Below are 17,165 nucleotides of genomic sequence, written 5' to 3'. Positions count from 1 at the left end.
CGGGAAACGGTTCCCGGCGGGCACCACACGGTGTTCTCAGTTGCGGTTGATGGTAAACGTGGTCGTCCGGTTGCGGATGTCCTCGTCGTTGTCGCTCAACGTCAGCCCGATGAAGGTCGCCGAGCCGACGGCCGGGCCCTGGCCCGGTTCCGGCAGCTCGTTGGCCCAGATGCCGATCCCGGACTTGGCGTCGAAGGCGTCCCCGCTGCGGTGGGCGCCGGTGATCGACACGTTCGTCAGCACGGTGTCCTCGACCGGGTGCTCCGGCCCGCCGTTGTACTTGGTCTGGAACATGATGCCGCTGTAGGTCGGGCTCTGGATGTCCACATCGGACACCCGGATGCCGCGGAACTCCTTGGACGCGGAGAACAGCCAGAGCGCCGGGAACGTCTGCTGGCCCCAGAAGTGGCCGCCGTCCCGGACCAGGGAGGCGTTCTGGACCGTCGTCGGCTGCGGCCCGAACCCGAGGAACGGGTAGCCGAAGTCGAGCGAGCTGATCGTGATCGCCGAGTAGGTCAGCGTGTCCGCGATGTAGAGGTTCCGGAAGGTGTTGTTGTACCCCCCGTACACCGCCAGCCCGGCCGCTCGCCAGGGGGTGAGCGCGGTCAGGTTCTCGAACACGTTGTCGTACTGGTTGCCCGGGTTGAGGTCCGTGGCGGCGAACAGCGCGAAGCTGTCGTCGCCGGTGGACCGGGCTTCGATGTTGGTGACGTGGTTGCCGGTGCTCCCGTTCGTCAGGTTGACGCCGTCGGCGAAGGTGTCGCGGATCCGGGAGTTCTTGATCGTGGTGTTGTCCACGTTGGTGCCCCAGACCATGACCACCTGGTGCTCGACCCAGATGTTGTCGATCGTCAGGTTCGCGACGTTCGTCAGGTTGAACACCTTGCCGGGGCCGTCGATGCGGGAGGTGTAGTTGCCGAACACGGCGAACCCGCTGAACGTCGAGCCGTTCGCACTCGCCTGGACGTCGATGCCGATGTCGGTGTTCTCCTGGCCCGCGGGCGCGGAAAACTTCGTGAACCACGGCCCGGCACCGGTGACGGTGACGGCCTTGCCGTAGACGTTCAGCTTGCTCGACAGGGAGTAGGTCCCGGCCGGCAGGTAGACGCCGGTGAGGGCGCTGTCCTGCCGGACCCTGTCGAGGGCGTTCTGCACGTCCTGCTGGGTGAACCCGGTGGGCACGGCGAAGTGCGCCGGGTCCGGGTTCGTGACCGCGGTCGCCTGCTCGAAGTTGACGAAGTCGATCGCGTAGTTCGTCGTGTTCGCCGCGTCCTTCTGCAGCTTGATCCGGTGCCCGGCGGGCACGGTCGTGCCGAGCAGGGTGCTCGCCTCGTCGTAGATGTGGCGCGGTCCGGCGCCCGGGGCGTTGCCCGGGCCGGTTTCGGCGCCGTAGAGCCACGCGTAGTGCGAGGTCAGGTCGATCGCCTTGAGGAACGTGCCGTCGACGTAGACGTTCAGCGTCGAGTTGATCCCGCCGCCGCCCGCGGAGTCCGGGATGGAGAACCGCGTGACCAGGGTGTTCGTCGAGGCGCGGGTGGTGAACTCCACCGACGAGCCGGTCGAGTTCAGCGTCACGGCCTTGCGGCCCGACGCCTCGCCCGCGAGGTCGCCGATCGTGCGGTTGGGGCCGACCACGGCCGCCCCGCCGGCGAGCACGCCGTCCTCGGCTTCGTACATGTCGTAGGGCATGTTCGCGCCGCGGCCGGCGAAGAGCGACTGGGTGCTGGTGTTGTTGGCCTGCTTGACGGGCAGCTCGTTCGCGTCGTTCGCCACGACCGTCTTGACCGTGTACCGGCCGTTCGCCGCGGTCCAGGTGCCGACGGTCACCGGCGCCGCGGTCGCGCCCGCCGCGATGGCTCCGGTGTAGCTGCCGGTCAGCGTCTTGACGACGGTGCCGTTCTGGTCGGTGATCGTCACCGTGACGCCGTGGGTGCCGCCCGCACTGGTCACGGTCCCCTGGTTGCGCAGGGTCATGGTGAAGGTGACGGTGTTGCCTGCGGACGGGTTGCCGGGCGACCACGCCGTCGCGGCGACGAGGTCGGAGCTCGGCACCGGGCTGACGACCAGGGCCGACGCGCTCGTGTAGGAGTTGTTGGCCTCGTTCTGCTCGAGGACGGCGTTGGCCTCGTCGACCTTGGCCGTCAGCTGGTAGCTGCCCGCGTCCCGGGTGCCGATGTTCGCCGACACGGTCGTCGACGCCCCGGCGGCGAGCGCGCCGACGTTCGCGGTCCCGACCTTGGTCGTCCCCAGGTAGAGGTTGACGTTCGTCGCGCCGGAAGCCGCCGTCCCGGCGTTGCGGACGGTCGCCGACGCGGTGATCGCGTCGGTCTCCACCGGGTTCTGCGGCGACCAGGACACACCCGAGATCGTCAGGTCGGGATTGGGCGCGGGGACGCCGAAGACCTGGAACTCCGCGGCCTGCCCGCCGCCCGCGCCGGAGTTGGCGGTGACGCGCAGGCGGACGTCGGCGGCGCGGCCGCCGAGCGGGATGGTCACGGCGTTGCCGGTCGCGGGGCTGAAGCTGTAGGTCTGCGCGGCGGACAGGGTGGTGAAGGCGGACGCGCTCTGCTCGCGGCCTTCGACGGCGATCGTCTGGGTCCGCGGGCCCCACGCCGGGTCGGGGTTGAGCTTGACGACCACCTGGTTCAGGTCGGCGTTCGCGCCGAGGGCGACGGTCAGCAGGTTCGGGTACGTCCCGCCGCCGCCTTCCCAGTACGTGGCCAGGGAGTCGTCGTTGGCGTTGGCCGCCACGTACGTCCACTCCGTCGAGGACGCCGTGATCGGCTTGCCCAGCGCGAGGTTCGTCCCGGCCTGGGTGCCGGTGCGGGTCACGGAGTTGCTGTCGGCCGACTGGTTGCCCGCGGCGTCCTTCGCCCGGACGAAGTAGGAGACGGTCGTGCCGTCGGGCTGGCTGTCGGTGTAGGTCAGGACGTTCCCGGCGACACTGCCGCGAAGCTGGTTGTTCGCGTAGACGTCGTAACCGGCGACACCGGTGTTGTCCGTCGAAGCCGACCAGGTCAGCCGGATCTGGCCGCTCGTGGGCTGGGTGTAGGCGAGGTTGCCGGGCGCGGACGGCGGCTGGGTGTCGCCGCCGGCGGGGCCGTGCACCTCGAACTCCGACAGCTGCGCGGCGGGCCAGCCCGTGTTGGCCGAGACGTTCAGCCGCACGAACCGCGGTTTGCCGGTGACGTCCACGGTGACCGTGTTCGCCTTGGCTGGGTCGAACACGTACCCGGCTGAGGGCTTCAGGTCGGTGAAGGTGGTCCCGTCGCTGCTGCCCTGGACGCTGAAGGTCTCGGTGCGGGCGCCCCAGTTCGCGGCCGGCAGCTTGAGTACGAGCTGCGCGACGTCCGTCGGCACGCCGAGGTCGGCCTGGATCCACTGCGGGAACTGGTTGTTCGCGCTTTCCCAGTAGGTGGCCTGGTTGCCGTCGCCCACGTTGGCGGCGGGATACCCGGCGAGCTGGCTGCTTGCGGTGTAGGTGGCGGAGGCAGCTTGAGCGGCGGCCTGCACGGGCACCGCGGCCGCGCTCGCCGGAGCGGCGGGCGCGGCGAGGAGCAGGGACAAGGCGGCGAAGGCCGCCGCGGGTGACAACACTCGCTTCGTTCTCATGAGGGGTCCTCTGATCCGGGGAGGAGGGAGACGAACCGAAATCTTCCTGACAGCTGCTGTGATCTGCCGGTCACCTGTCAGGTTCTTGCGCTGATTCGTTCAAGAGTTACAGTGACGGCGGCCACAAGTCAACGGCCGGGTACGGAAAAGGCCTCCTCGCGCGGGGCGAGGAGGCCTTTCCGGGGGTGAGGTCAGTGCACGGCGCCGAGCCGGATTGCGCGGGTGCCCGGGGCGTCGACCGGGTCGCCGCAGTGGGCGCAGACCGTGGCCGGTTCGAGGACTTCGCCGCAGGCGTGGCGCCACAGGGTCGGCGGTTCGCCCTGGTGGACGTACTTGTCACCCCAGGCCATCAGGCCGAGCAGGATCGGCTGCAGCGCGCGGCCGGCTTCGGTCGGGTGGTACTCGTGGCGCGGCGGGTGGGCCTCGTACTGGACCTTCTCGAGGACGCCTGCGTCGACGAGCTTGCGCAGCCGGACGGCCAGGATGTCCCGGCTGGCTCCGGTGTTCTCGGCGATCTGGTTGAACCGCCGCTCCCCCAGCATGATCTCGCGCAGCGCCAGGAGGCTCCACCGCTCGCCGACGACCTCCAGCGCCTCGGCGACCGAGCACTCGCGACCACGCCGGACCATGCCACCTCCACGGGATTGAAAATCCAACCTAGCACGTCAACCGGGTGTGACGTGCCGAACAGGTGAGTTGTGGTTTCCAACCCGCTGGGCGTATACCGAAGACATCCCGATCTGCGAGGAGGCAGACGCCATGACGGACGCGGTGATCGTCAACGCGGTACGGACCCCGATCGGCAAGGGCAAGCCGAACGGCACCCTCGCCGGGGTGCACCCGGTCGACCTGCACGCCCACGCTCTGCGATCGCTCGTCGACCGGACGGGCCTCGACCCGGCCCGGATCGACGACGTGATCAGCGGCGCGGTCGGCCAGATCGGCGAGCAGAGCATGAACACCGCCCGCTGGGCGGCGCTCGCCGCCGGGCTGCCGGAGTCGGTGCCCGCGGTGACGGTCGACCGCCAGTGCGGCAGCAGCCAGCAAGCCATCCACTTCGCCGCGCAGGGAGTCATCGCCGGCGCGTACGACGTCGTGATCGCCTCCGGCGTCGATTCGATGAGCCGGGTCCCGATGGGCAGCCAGGTGGCCGGCCGTGACCCGTTCGGCCCCCAGGTCGCCGCGCGCTACCCGGACGGCTTGGTGCCCCAGGGCATCAGCGCGGAGCTGATCGCCGCGAAGTGGGGCTTCAGCCGGACGCAGCTGGACGAGTTCTCCGCGGAAAGCCACCAGCGGGCGGCGAAGGCGTGGGCGGACGGCAGGTTCGCGGGCGAGGTGGCACCCCTCAAGGCGCCCGGCCCCGACGGAACCCTGCGTGAGGTCACGACCGACGAGACGGTCCGGCCGGGCACCACCCCGGAGATCCTCGCCGGGCTGAAGCCGGCCTTCCGCGCAGACGTCTGGGAACAGCGCTTCCCGGAGCTGGGCTGGCACATCACGGCCGGCAACTCGTCCCCGATCAACGACGGCGCGGCGGCGTTGCTCATCACCAGCAGCGAGACGGCGGCGGACCTGGGCCTGAAGCCACGAGCCCGGATCCACCGTTTCGCGGTCGCGGGCGACGACCCCCTGTTGATGCTGACCGGGATCATCCCGGCCACGCGCAAGGTCCTGGCCAAGGCGGGCCTGGACGTGTCGGACATCGACGCGTTCGAGGTCAACGAGGCATTTGCCAGCGTGGTGCTGGCCTGGCAGCACGAGATCGGCGCCGACCCGGCCAAGGTGAACGTCAACGGCGGCGCAATCGCCCTCGGCCATCCCCTGGGCGGCAGCGGGGCCAGGCTGGCCACCACGCTGCTCTCGGTCCTGGAGCAGACGGGCGGCCGCTACGGCCTCCAGACGATGTGCGAAGCAGGCGGCCTGGCCAACGCGACGATCATCGAGCGCCTGGACTGACGTCTCGTGAGTGGTAAGGCGGGTTAGAACCCGCCTTACCACTCACGAGCGCCTGTGTCGCCGGAGACGTCACTCCGGATCAGGCGGCTCCTCGACCCCGTCCCGCTCGGCCCACTCGAGCAGCGGCTCGATCGAGAACACCGCCTTGTCGATCCCGGCGTGCAAGTCACCGAGCTCGGCGAACCGGGCCGGAACCGTGGCAATGGTGAAGTCCCCTGGCTCGGCGTCGTCGATCTCCGACCACCGAATCGGCGTCGACACCGTCCCTTCCGGATTCCCCCGCACCGAGTAAGCACTGGCGATCGTGTGATCCCGCGCGTTCTGGTTGTAGTCGACGAAGAGCAGCCGCGGATCCCGATCCTTCCGCCACCAGGTCGTGGTGACGTCATCCGGGGCTCGCCGTTCAACCTCGTGCGCGAAGGCCAGCGCAGCCCGCCGGACGTCGGCGAACCCCCACCGCGGTTCGATCCGGACGTAGATGTGCAGGCCACGCCCACCGGAGGTCTTCGGCCAGCCGACCGCGCCGAGCTCGTCGAGGATCTCGTGGGCCACGTGCGCAACCCGCCGGACCCGGTCGTAACCGCAGTCAGGCATCGGATCGAGGTCGATCCGCCACTCGTCCGGCTTCTCGGTGTCGGCCCGCCGCGAGTTCCACGGATGGAACTCCACAGTGGACATCTGCACCGCCCAGGCCACGTGCGCGAGCTCGGTGACACACAGCTCGTCGGCGTGCCGGTTGTAGCGCGGGAAGGTGACCCGGACGGTCTCCAGCCAAGGCGGCGCACCGTTCGGCACCCGCTTCTGGTGCACCTTCTCCCCGGCCACCCCGGACGGGAACCGGTGCAGCATGCAGGGCCGTTCCCGCAGGGCGTTGACGATCCCGTCGCCCACTGACAGGTAGTAGTTGACCAGGTCGAGCTTGGTCTCGCCGCGGGCCGGGAAGTAGACCCGGTCCGGGCTGGAGATCCGCACGGTGTGCGGGCCGACTTCCAGTTCCACAGCCTTGGACGCCATGGGACAGACGCTAACCCAAAAACGCCGCTACGGTGGCCTGGTGAGCCTCCCGACGGACGGGCACGTCCACACCGAATGGTCCTGGGACACGATCACCGGCTCCATGCGCGGGTCGTGCGAGCGGGCCGTCGAGCTGGGCCTGCCGTCCGTGGCGTTCACCGAGCACGCGGACTTGACGCCGTGGCTGGTGCCGGAGCCGGTGCGCCCGCTGCTGCCGGACCACTTCCGGGTGCGGCTGCGTCCGGACGGCGTCCTGGAGGCACCGGAGCTGGACGTCGCGGGGTACCTGGCGTGCATCGAGGACTGCCGGGCGCGGTTTCCGGAGCTGCGGATCCTGTCGGGCGTGGAGCTGAGCGAGCCGCACTGGCACCGCCCGCGCGCCGACGCGCTGCTGGCCGCCCACGACTTCGACCGCGTACTCGGCTCGGTGCACTCCCTGCCGGGCGGCGAGCACCACCACGAGGTGACGCTGGTTTCGGACCGGCCGCCGGACGAGCTGCTGCGGGCCTACCTCGGCGAGGTGCTCGGCCTGGTCGAGTCGACGGCGGACTTCGCGGTGCTGGCCCACATCGACTACGCGGTGCGCTCGTGGCCCGGCGAGGGTCCGCCGTTCGTGGCGGCGGAGTTCGAGGAGGAGTTCCGGACGGTGCTGCGTGCGTTGCGGGCGAGCGGCCGGGCGCTCGAGGTGAACACGAAGGTCCCGCTGCCGGGCGAGGTGATCCGGTGGTGGTTCGAGGTGGGCGGCGAGGCGGTGGCGTTTGGCAGCGACGCCCACGAGCCGGGCCTGGTCGGCCACGGCTTCGAGGAGGCAGCGGCCTTGGTGGAGTCCTGCGGCTTCCGTCCTGGCCGCACCCCGCACGACTTCTGGCGCCGCTGACGCTCGCGGCACCCGCCCCAGGGTCATGGTTCAGGCCAGGGCGTGGCGGCCGGAGGTGCGAGACTCCGCGCTCTGGTCCATCAACCGGGCCGCGACCCGGCCGATCGCCGCGTCCAGCTCGGGGCGGTTGGCCGCCCCCCAGTCGCCGAGGCGGTCGGCCAGCCAGTCGTGCCAGGCGCGGACCACCTTCTCGAACTCCTCGCGGCCCGCGGCCGTCAGCACCCAGCCGTCGCGGGTGTACCTCAGGTGGCCCGTCAGCTCCAGCCGGTTGAACGCCGGCTCCAGGACCTGCGCGGGCACGCCGAAGGACGAACCGATCTCCCGCAGCGTGGCCGGCGACCCGCGGCGTTCCCGCAGGTGGACCTGCAGCAGGCACCAGATCCCGCCCTCGTCGAGGTCCCCACCGGCGCGCTCGATGATCGCCGGTGCCACCTTCCGGCGCTCGCGGAAGAACAGCGTCGCCACCGCGCGTTCCAGCTCGCGGTCGTCGGTGCGCGCCTCCGGCATCGCGAAGCCGTCGCCGAGGTCCGGGGCCGCCGCGCGGGCCGTGTCGCGCAGCGGGACCTCCTTCAGGAAGAACGCCAGGACCAGCGCCACCAACCCGACCGGCGCCGCCGCGAGGAACACCACGTGCAGCGAGTCGCTGTACGCGCGGATCACCGGCGCCGACACCGACGAAGGCAGCGCGTGCAACGCCGTCGGCACCTGCAGCGCCCGCGGGTCCACCCCCGGCGGCACCGGAAGCGCCGCCAGCTTGGGCGTCAGCTGGTTCGCGTACACCGTGCCGAAGATCGCCGCCCCGAACGAGCTGCCGATGGACCGCAGGAACGTCACGCCCGAGGTCGCGACCCCGAGGTCGGCGTAGTCGACCGTGTTCTGCACCGCGATGGTGAGCACTTGCATGCCGAGCCCGATGCCGAGGCCCAGCACGGCCATGTACGCCGACGCCTCCCAGAACCCGGTATCGGTGTCCAGCCGGGAAAGCAGGTACAGCCCGATCGTCATGCCCGCCGCCCCCAGCAGGGGGAAGATCTTGTAGCGCCCGGTCCGGCTCACCGCGTTGCCCGCGGCGATCGACGCCACCAGCAGCGCCAGCACCATCGGCAGCAGCCGGACCCCGGACGTCGTCGCCGAAGTGCCCTGGACGTACTGCATGTACGTCGGCAGGTAGGACAGCGCGCCCAGCATCGCGAACCCGACGACGAAGCTCATGATCCCGCCGACGGTGAACACCGGGTTGCGGAACAGCCGCATCGGCAGCATGGGTTCCTTCGCCCGCAGCTCGACGAAGACGAACGCGGCCAGCAGCACCACCGAGCCGATCGCCATCCCGATGATCACCGGCGAGCCCCACGCGTACTGCGTGCCGCCCCAGCTGGTGACCAGGGTCAGGCCGGTCGCGGCGAGGCCGATGAGCAGGATGCCGAGGTAGTCGATCACCGGCTTGACCGCCGCACGGGCGTTCGGCATCGCCGAAGACGCCACCGCCAGCACCACGACGACCAGCGGGATGTTGACGTAGAACGCCCACCGCCACGACAGGTGGTCGACGAAGAAGCCGCCGAGCATCGGGCCCGCCACGGTCACCACGCCGAACACCGAGCCGAGCACGCCCTGGTACTTGCCGCGTTCACGCAGCGGGACGACGTCGGCGATGAGCGCGGTCGAGGTGACCATCAGCCCGCCGCCGCCGAGGCCCTGCACCGCGCGCCAGACGATCAGCCACACCATGCTGTCGGCGAAGCCGGCGCAGAACGAGCCGATGCCGAACACGACCACCGACAGCTGGAACATCAGCTTGCGGCCGAACAGGTCGCCGAGCTTGCCGACGACGACCGTCATGATCGTCTCGGCCAGCAGGTAGGACGTGACCACCCAGGACAGGTGCCCGGCGCCGCCGAGGTCGCCGACGATGGTGGGCAGGGCGGTCCCGACGATGGTCTGGTCCAGCGCCGCCAGCAGCATGCCGAGCAGCACGGCCCCGAACACGGCGTTGACCCGGCCGCGGCTCAGGACGGGCGGCCCCGCGGCGCCGGGGGTGACCTCCGCGGTGGCCGTCATCTCTCCAAGCTAGTAGCCGTCGTCCACTGTGGATAGCCACCCGTTCCGGTGGTCCTTGTCCCTCAAAGGGTCCAGCGTTCCCGCGGCGGCGATTCGAGGAGGAGCTCACCGTCGACGGCCGCGGCGATCTCCTCCACGGTCCAGGTCTCCCGGTGCAGGACGGGGCGGATGATCGCGGGCTGGCGGACGGCGTGCAGGTGCCCGTCGGCGAGCCGCAGCACCTGCCCGGTGACGCCGGCCGAGAGGTCGCTGAGCAGGTACGTCACCAGCGGCGCCACCCGTTCGGGCGGCGGCGCGTCACGGTTGCCGTTCGGGTCGGCGGCCATCAGCCGGGTCCAGGCGATCGGGCTGACGGCGTTGACCCGCACGCCGTGCTCCGCCAGATCCCCCGCCCACGAATAGGTCATCGAGGCCACCGCGCCCTTCGACGCGGAGTACGCGGCGGCGCGGCGCTGCCCGATCATCGACCCGGACGTGACGTTGACGATGACGCCACGGCCCCGGGCACACATGACTTTCGCGGCCGCGGTGCCACAGTGGAACGGGCCGAGCACGTTGGTCTCGACCAGCGCGCGGGTCCGCTCGGCGTCGTCGTCCTCCCACGGCGCCGCGTGGTAACCGACGGCGGCGTTGTTGACCAGCCCGTCCAGCGCCCCGAACTCCTTGCCGCACAGGCTGATCAGCGCCCGGGCGTAGTCCGGGTCGGCCACCGAGCCGACGCTCGCCACGGCGGTGCCGCCGTCGGCCACGATCGCGGCCACCGTCTCGCCGGCCGGTCCGGCATCGACGTCGTTGACGACCACCGCGGCGCCACTGGCGGCCGCGTGCCGGGCGAAGGCCCGCCCCAGCCCGCGTCCGGCACCGGTGATTACCACGGCCCGCCCGTCCAGGAAGCCCATGGTTTCCAGTGTGACGCGGGATCGGCTCAGCTGCGCGTCAAAGTCATCCCGCGCGCTGCGCACCGGCGAGTGCACCGTCTTCCTGCGCGTACACCTGCACGATCACTGCGCCGGTTCCCCCTGGGGACCGGCAGAACCTACGTCCGCAGGTGCGCCAGGCTTTCCAGCGCCAGCTGCTCCAGATGCCCCGCCGCCGCGGCACTCCCGCCCGCCGAGTGGAACGAAGCCGCCACCACTTCGGCAGCGCGTCGGTACGACGGTTCCGTCAGGACCTCCTCGATCGCCGCCGCGATGCGGGGGACGTCCGCGCGGCCGAACCTCAGGCGGATGCCCGCGCCCGCCGCGACCACCTGGGCCGCCACGATCGGCTGGTCGTCGCGGATCGGGGCGACCACCAGCGGCAGGCCGTGCCACAGCGTTTCGCAGACCGTGTTGTGGCCGGCGTGGCACAGCACCGCGTCGACTCGCGGCAGCAGCGGCAGCTGCGGGACCTGCGGCCGCACCAGGACGTTCGGCGGGACGTCACCGAGCGCGCCGCCCGGGTCGGCGATCACCGCGCGCGCGGGCGACCCGGCGAACGCCTCGGCCGTCGCCGCCAGGAACCCGGCGCCCGCGGACGTGTTCGCCGTGCCGAGGGAGACCAGCACCGTCGGGCGCGGCCGGTCGAGCCAGTCCCACGGGAAGTCCGTCGTGGACGGCCGTGCGCCGAGCGCGGGACCGACGAGCCGGACGGACGGCGGAAGCGTGGCCGGGCCGAGCAGTTCGCGGGTGGTGAAGGCGAGGACGCCGTGGGGCGAGAACCGCGGGTCCGCCGCGCCCCGGCCGCCGGCGATCCGCGCGCGCAACCCGTCGAGCAGCGCGCCGACCCACTCCCCGACCTTCGGCATCCCGGCGAGGGGATCGACGAGCTCGGCCGACGTCGTCGCCGAGGTGACCCACGGCAGGCCGGCGGCGTCGGCGAGCAGGCCACCGGCGAGGGCCTGCTGGTCGGCGACCACGACGTGCGGCTCGAAGGCGTCGAGCGCCGCGGCCACGCCGGGAGCCATCGCGTCGGCCAGGGGAACGAGGAAGTCCTGCCAAAGGAACCGCAGCGCCGCCGGTCCCTTCAGCGCGGCCGGGCGCACGGCCAGGTCCGGAACGGCGCAGGAGAACACGAGCGCGTCCGGGCCGGCCAGCTGCCACAGCAGTTCGCCGTGGCCGGCCCAGGCGACCTCGTGGCCGCGCGCGGTGAGCTCGGCCGCCACGCCGACGGCCGGGTTGACGTGCCCGACCAGCGGCGGGACGACGAACAGGAACCGGGCCACTACCGCACCCGGGCCTGCGTGCGCGCGGTGTCGCGAACCCAGTCGGCGATCAGGTCGATGACCTCCGCGGTCCGCTCGACCAGCACCGAATGTCCCTGGTCGGGCAGCACGACGCAGTGGCAGCCGGCCAGCTGCGTCTGGAAGTGCGGCACCTGCGCCGCCAGCCCGGAGTCGCCGCCGAAGATGGCGAACACCGGGCAGCGCACCGCCGAGAGGTCCGCCGCGATCGTCGCGCTGCGCGGGATGTCCTCGGCGATCGTGGTGGTCTGCAGGATCTTGTTCGCGGCCTTGGACAGCCGCGCGGTGTGCGCGCCGTGGTTGTCGGCGATCCAGCCGATGACCTCGTCGATCGCCAGCCGGGTCTTGGCGTCGGCGAGCCCGTCGGCCATGTGCCGGGTCCACTCCTCGGTGGGTGGTTCGCCCTCGATCACGACCACGCTCGCCACCCGGTCCGGCCGCGCGGCGGCCAGCCCGAACGCCACCGACGCACCGAAGGAGTTGCCGACGACGTGCACCGGCCGGGTGACGTCACACGCGTCGAGGACCGCGACGAGGTCGTCGACGAACCGCTCCAGGTGGTACCCGGACGAGGGCCGCGTGGTCCGTCCGTGCCCCCGCAGGTCGTACATCAGCACGTCGAGGCCGCGTTCGGCGAAGGCAGGGCCGAGCGTGAAGTAGTAGCTGGCCAGGCTGTCGGTGAGCAGGCCGTGGACGCACACCACGATCGGCGCGTCACCGTCCGGCGGCGTGTCCGGGGTGAGCCGCTGGACGTGCACGTCCAGCTCGCCCGCGCGGATCCGGCTCACGCCGTCGCCCGCAGGGAGGCGACGATGTACCGGACGAGCTCGCCGACGGTCAGCGCGATGATCTCCTCCAGGTCGCGCTCGGCGATGAAGGTCGCGAAGTTGACGCGGTCGCCGTAGTGCTCGCGCAGCTGCCCGGACAGCGCCACCAGGTCGACGCTCTCCAGCTCGAGGTCGTCGTGGAAAGTCGTCTCCATGGTGATTTCGGCGTCGTCGAGCCCGTACTCCTCGAGCAGCTCGCGCAGCATTTCGCTGAGCTGGGCGAGCACGGTCACCTCGTTCGCGGCCGTGGTCTCGATGCTCATCCGGCAGTCTCCTTCGTCTCTTCGGTCCAGGCGACGACGTAGCGGCGCGGCGGCGCACCGGGCGGGTTTTCGACGTCGGCACAGCACACGCGGTACGCGCGGCCCGCGACGCGGACGGTCAGCTCGTCCGGGGCCGCCGCGACGACCTCGAAGTCCCGGGGTTCGCCACGCAGGCCGGTGCCGCGCAGCTTCGCCACGGCCTCCTTCGCCGTCCAGAACCGGGCGAACCAGACCTCCGGATCGCCGGACAGGCCCGCGAACAGCGCCAGCTCGCCCGGCCCGAGCGCGGCCTCCACAGTGGACTCCGAGCGCGGGGCGACCTCTTCGACGTCGATGCCGCACGGCCCGTGGCGGGCGATCGCCACCCCGGCTTCGGCGCGGTGCGCGACGGAAACCGTCACCGGCGGCAGCTCCCGGCCGTAGGCGCCGGTCGCGAACGGACGGCCACCCTCGTCGTTGCCGATGCGCAGCTCGGCCGGGAACATCTCGGGTTCGCCGCGGGCCCAGAGGAACTGCCGGACCGCGTCCTTGGCCGCGATCCGGCCGAGCAGCCACTGGCGCCGCCCCCGCGGTGGACGGCGGTCGTAGGCCTCGCGCTCGGGACCGGCGAGGTAGTTGCGCATGATCAGCTCGCGGGTGGCCAGGTCCGGCCACTGCTCGTGCACCAGCGCCCAGCCGCCCGGCTGTTCGTGCGACAGCGTCGAACGCTCGGGGGTGCGGTCGGCCTGGCGGATGTGCGCGGTGCTGTCGAACCGCCGGTCGCGCCAGCCGGTGAACTCGGCCCAGACAGCGCCGTGGTGGACCAGCTGCATGTCGGCGTCGAGGAACTCGTCGGTCAGCGCGGTGATCCGGACCAGGCACTCCAGGCGCTCGCCGGGCGCCGGGTGCGGGCCGTGGAACCGGATTTCGCGCATCGCGACCGGGAAGACGGTGGTCCGCTCGGGCAGCCGGGACATGATCCAGTAGCCGAGCACCTGGCCGACGTTGTCGAGCAGCGCGCCCGGCGCGTCCGGCGTCGTCAGCACCGCCCGCACGTGGCGTTCGCCGACGGCGGTCAGCTCGGTGACGCCCTGGAAGCGCGGGCCGTGGAACATCCAGCGCTCGTCGTACAGCTGCGCCGCCGTCGTTTCCGGTACCTGCTCGGCCGACGCCGGGAACCGCCACGGCGCCGGCGCGGCGGCCGGGTACTGCGGCGCGAGTTCGACGACGGCCTGCGAGTAGCCGGTGAGGGCCGCGTGCACCCGGTCGGCGCCCTGTGGCCGGACGCGCACCGGCACGGTGACCGACGGCACCGCGGTGATCCACTGGCTGAGCCGGACGTCGTGCACGGCGACCGCGTGCCGCCCGGGTGCGGCCTGCTCGGCGAACCGCATCAGGTGGTCGATCACCGTGGTGGCCGGCACGACCGGCCAGCGGTCGCCGGGGTCGGCCTGCGGCGGCTGCTTGAAGAAGCAGTGGTCGAGCAGGTACGGCATCGCCTCCAGCGACACCGTGAGCGTCGTCTCCAGCTCCCCCGGCGGGGGCACTTTCACGTGAAAGTGCCCTCCTGAGGCGTCACTTTCGCGGGGAAGTGGTGTTTCGGGGCGGCCGGCGAGCACAGTGGACGCCAGCTCGGCGGTGTCGGCCAGCAGGGCGGCGAACTCCGCGGCGAGCGGCCCCTTCGCGGCCAGGTCGTCCACGCCTGACTTCCGGGTGGCCGGCAGCGCGATCCGCGCGCGGACCTGTTCGTCGAGGGAGATCAGGCGGCCGCCGAGGTCGAGCTTGACCGCCTTCGGGGCGGCCGGGCGCTCGCCGGGCAGGCGCGCGAAGTCGACGTCGAAGCCGTCGGCCCACAGCGCGGTCGCGACCCGGCGCAGCTGCGCGAGCCCGGGACGCTGCCCCGAGTGCGCCGCCACCACGAGGTGTTCTTCGCCGTGCAGGGTGTCGCCGACCAGGGAGCCCAGCTGGCCGGCCCCGAGCTGGACGAACGCGCGGAACCCGGCGTCGTGCAGTGCCCGCACGAGCGGGCGGAACCGGACCGGCTGCAGCAGGTGCCGCACGAACAGGTCGCGGACCTCGGCCGCGGCCGACGGGTATTCCGACACCGTCGTCGCCGACCAGAGCGGCAGGGCCGGCGGGTGCAGCGTGAAGCGCTCGGCCGCTTCGCGGATCGGGCCCAGGTACGGCCGCAGCATCGGGGTGTGGAAGCCGGACCGGAACGGCAGCACCTGCGCCACGACCCCGGCGTCCCGGAACCGCTGCACGAGCGCGCCGACGGCCGCTTCCGGCCCGCAGATCATGGCCTGGTTCGGGGAGTTGTCGTGGGAGAGGACGACGTCCGCGCGCCCGGCCAGCTCCTCGAGCACCCGCGGCGCGGGCGCCCCGACCGCGGCGAAGGCGAGCCCGGGGACGACGAGCGCGTCCGGGTCGAACCCGGCGAGGAAGGCGTCGACCTCGGCTTCGGCGTAGACGCCGGCGACGGCCATCGCCGTCCATTCGCCCAGGCTGTGCCCGGCGACGGCGTCCGGCGTGACACCGAGCCGGCCGAGGGCGGCGTGCAGCAGCCGGCCCAGCTCGAACACCGCGGCACCCTGCCGCCCGACGTCGCCGACTTCGACGTCGGCGTGCTGCCAGGGCAGGCCGAAGTGGCGGGCGACGTCGGCGCAGTTGAGCGTGAGTTCCGACTCGAGGCCGGGGAAGAGGAACGCGATCTTGCCGCCGCCCGGCCCGAGCAGGGGGCGGTCGGCGAACCAGACGTCGTTGCGCCCGCGCCAGGCCCGGCCCCGGGCGAGGGCCTTCCTGGCCAGGGCCAGCCGCTTCTCCGTCGGGTCGACGATGCCCAGCCGGACCGGGCCGTCGCCGGTTTCCGGCGGGCCGGGCCGGTCGAACGCTTCGCGCAGCGCGTCGACGGTCGGCGCGGCGAGCCGCAGCACGCGTTCGGGCTCCCGCACGACGACCGGCTTCGCCCGGCCGGGCGCCTGTTCCAGCACGACGTGGGCGTTGATGCCCCCGAAACCGAAGGCGTTGACCCCGGCGCGGCGCACCGGCGCGTCCCACGGCCTGGCCGTGTCCAAAGTGGAGAAACGGGTGCTCGCCAGACCCGGGTGCGGGTCGTCGCAGTGCAGGGTCGGCAGGAGAACGCCGTGGTGCACGGCCAGGGCCGCCTTCACGAGCCCGGCGATCCCGGCCGCGGGCATCGTGTGGCCGATCATCGACTTCACCGACCCGAGTACCGCGCTCCCCCGGGTTCCGAAAACCTCGGCGAGGGTGGCGAGTTCCGCCGCGTCGCCCGCCGGGGTCGCGGTGCCGTGCGCCTCCAGCAGGCCGATCGAGTCCGGCGCGGCCGGGTCGAGGCCCGCCGCGGCCCACGCCTGGCGGACGGCCCGGACCTGGCCGCCGGAGTCGGGGCTGGCCAGGCTCGCGGTGCGCCCGTCGGAGGCGACGCCGGTGCCGGTGATCACGGCGTACACCCGGTCGCCGTCGCGCTGGGCGTCTTCGAGCCGCTTGAGGACGACGACGCCGGTGCCTTCGCCGATCAGCACGCCGTCGGCGTCGCGGTGGAACGGCCGGATCCGCTCGGACGGCGAGAGCGCGCCGAGCTGGGTGAAGACGCTCCAGAAGGTGATGTCGTGGCAGTGGTGCACCCCGCCGGCGAGGACGACGTCGCACCGGCCGGTGGCCAGTTCCCGCACGGCGTGGTCGACGGCGATCAGCGAGGACGCGCACGCCGCGTCCACGGTGTACGCCGGGCCACGCAGGTCGAGGCGGTTCGCCAGCCGCGAGGCGGCCAGGTTCGGCACCAGCCCGATCGCCGACTCGGGTGCCTCCGGGCCGAGCTGGTCGGTGAACGCTTGCCGGACGGCGTCGAGGCGGTCGGCGTCCAGGTCCGGCAGCAGTTCGCCGAGGGTGCGGACGAGCTGGCTCGCGGTGCGGACGCGCTGGTCGAGGCGGACCAGCCCGGGCGTCAGGTAGCCGCCGCGGCCGAGCACCACGCCGACCTTCGCGCGGTCGGCGGGCAGCCGGTCAGGGCCACCGGCGTCGGCGACGGCCTGCGCCGCGACGCGCAGCGCGATCAGCTGGTCGGGCTCGGTGGCGGGCACGGAGTGCGGCATGATCCCGAACCCGGTGACGTCCACTTCGGCCAGTTCGTCGACGAACCCGCCGCGCCGGCAGTAGAGCCGGTCGGCGCGGCGCTGCTCGTCCGGTGCGTAGTGCGCGTGGTCCCACTTGCCGGGCGGGACCTCGGTGATCGCGTCGACGCCGCCGGCGAGGTTGCGCCAGTAGCTCGCCAGGTCGGGGGCGCCGGGCAGCAGCACCGACATCCCGACGATGGCAACACTGCTGGCGACGCGCAT

General features: G+C 72.2%; 11 protein-coding genes. 2 read left to right on the top strand and 9 right to left on the bottom strand.

The window, feature by feature from the left end:
• Positions 1-36: 36 nt before the first annotated feature.
• Both ACFPLC_RS36535 and ACFPLC_RS36530 read right to left on the bottom strand, forming a co-directional pair.
• Positions 37-3,612, bottom strand: a complete 3,576-nt coding sequence (locus ACFPLC_RS36535; RefSeq protein ID WP_378192658.1) for a discoidin domain-containing protein — start codon at positions 3,610-3,612, stop codon at positions 37-39.
• A 191-nt stretch (positions 3,613-3,803) separates the two neighbouring features.
• The gene (locus tag ACFPLC_RS36530) at positions 3,804-4,241 is read right to left on the bottom strand and encodes a winged helix-turn-helix transcriptional regulator (RefSeq protein ID WP_191305981.1); all 438 of its coding nucleotides are present in this window, start codon (positions 4,239-4,241) and stop codon (positions 3,804-3,806) included.
• 130 nt (positions 4,242-4,371) lie between these two features.
• Between ACFPLC_RS36530 and ACFPLC_RS36525 the strand changes: the two genes are divergently transcribed.
• Complete coding sequence (locus tag ACFPLC_RS36525) at positions 4,372-5,568, top strand: thiolase family protein (protein ID WP_378192656.1); 1,197 nt, start codon at positions 4,372-4,374, stop codon at positions 5,566-5,568.
• 69 nt (positions 5,569-5,637) lie between these two features.
• Here ACFPLC_RS36525 and ligD read toward each other — a convergent pair whose 3' ends face one another.
• The gene (ligD, locus tag ACFPLC_RS36520; RefSeq protein ID WP_378192654.1) at positions 5,638-6,582 is read right to left on the bottom strand and encodes a non-homologous end-joining DNA ligase; all 945 of its coding nucleotides are present in this window, start codon (positions 6,580-6,582) and stop codon (positions 5,638-5,640) included.
• 40 nt (positions 6,583-6,622) lie between these two features.
• Here ligD and ACFPLC_RS36515 point away from each other — a divergent pair, with 40 nt between their 5' ends.
• Entirely contained in the window at positions 6,623-7,459 is an 837-nt protein-coding gene (locus tag ACFPLC_RS36515) for a PHP domain-containing protein (RefSeq protein ID WP_378192652.1), read from the top strand.
• Positions 7,460-7,489: 30 nt separating this feature from the next.
• Here ACFPLC_RS36515 and ACFPLC_RS36510 read toward each other — a convergent pair whose 3' ends face one another.
• The 6 genes from ACFPLC_RS36510 to ACFPLC_RS36485 form a co-directional block, all read right to left on the bottom strand.
• Entirely contained in the window at positions 7,490-9,520 is a 2,031-nt protein-coding gene (locus ACFPLC_RS36510; protein ID WP_378192651.1) for a DHA2 family efflux MFS transporter permease subunit, read from the bottom strand.
• Between the two features lie 62 nt (positions 9,521-9,582).
• Positions 9,583-10,419: an SDR family NAD(P)-dependent oxidoreductase gene (locus tag ACFPLC_RS36505; RefSeq protein ID WP_378192649.1), complete on the bottom strand. Its 837-nt coding sequence runs from the start codon at positions 10,417-10,419 to the stop codon at positions 9,583-9,585.
• A 137-nt stretch (positions 10,420-10,556) separates the two neighbouring features.
• The gene (locus tag ACFPLC_RS36500) at positions 10,557-11,723 is read right to left on the bottom strand and encodes a glycosyltransferase (RefSeq protein WP_378192647.1); all 1,167 of its coding nucleotides are present in this window, start codon (positions 11,721-11,723) and stop codon (positions 10,557-10,559) included.
• Positions 11,723-12,529 carry an alpha/beta fold hydrolase gene (locus ACFPLC_RS36495; protein WP_378192645.1) on the bottom strand — a complete coding sequence of 269 codons (807 nt, stop codon included), beginning with the start codon at positions 12,527-12,529 and terminating at the stop codon, positions 11,723-11,725. Before ACFPLC_RS36495 ends, ACFPLC_RS36500 begins: the two co-directional genes overlap by 1 nt.
• Complete coding sequence (locus ACFPLC_RS36490) at positions 12,526-12,831, bottom strand: acyl carrier protein (RefSeq protein WP_378192643.1); 306 nt, start codon at positions 12,829-12,831, stop codon at positions 12,526-12,528. The genes ACFPLC_RS36495 and ACFPLC_RS36490 overlap by 4 nt, the downstream gene beginning before the upstream one ends.
• Positions 12,828-17,165 carry a beta-ketoacyl synthase N-terminal-like domain-containing protein gene (locus ACFPLC_RS36485; RefSeq protein ID WP_378192642.1) on the bottom strand — a complete coding sequence of 1,446 codons (4,338 nt, stop codon included), beginning with the start codon at positions 17,163-17,165 and terminating at the stop codon, positions 12,828-12,830. Before ACFPLC_RS36485 ends, ACFPLC_RS36490 begins: the two co-directional genes overlap by 4 nt.

It is taken from the genome of Amycolatopsis plumensis (assembly GCF_042652605.1).
GTDB lineage: Bacteria > Actinomycetota > Actinomycetes > Mycobacteriales > Pseudonocardiaceae > Amycolatopsis > Amycolatopsis plumensis.
The sequence above is the reverse complement of the archived record's forward strand: the minus strand, read 5'-3'. Positions and strand labels throughout refer to the sequence as shown.

What these genes read in the sequence shown, in the direction of transcription:
- ACFPLC_RS36490 (WP_378192643.1), bottom strand. Translation starts at nt 12,831, where the DNA reads ATGAGCATCGAGACCACGGCCGCGAACGAGGTGACCGTGCTCGCCCAG.
- ACFPLC_RS36535 (WP_378192658.1), bottom strand. Translation starts at nt 3,612, where the DNA reads ATGAGAACGAAGCGAGTGTTGTCACCCGCGGCGGCCTTCGCCGCCTTG.
- ACFPLC_RS36525 (WP_378192656.1), top strand. Translation starts at nt 4,372, where the DNA reads ATGACGGACGCGGTGATCGTCAACGCGGTACGGACCCCGATCGGCAAG.
- ligD (WP_378192654.1), bottom strand. Translation starts at nt 6,582, where the DNA reads ATGGCGTCCAAGGCTGTGGAACTGGAAGTCGGCCCGCACACCGTGCGG.
- ACFPLC_RS36510 (WP_378192651.1), bottom strand. Translation starts at nt 9,520, where the DNA reads ATGACGGCCACCGCGGAGGTCACCCCCGGCGCCGCGGGGCCGCCCGTC.
- ACFPLC_RS36530 (WP_191305981.1), bottom strand. Translation starts at nt 4,241, where the DNA reads ATGGTCCGGCGTGGTCGCGAGTGCTCGGTCGCCGAGGCGCTGGAGGTC.
- ACFPLC_RS36485 (WP_378192642.1), bottom strand. Translation starts at nt 17,165, where the DNA reads ATGCGCGTCGCCAGCAGTGTTGCCATCGTCGGGATGTCGGTGCTGCTG.
- ACFPLC_RS36505 (WP_378192649.1), bottom strand. Translation starts at nt 10,419, where the DNA reads ATGGGCTTCCTGGACGGGCGGGCCGTGGTAATCACCGGTGCCGGACGC.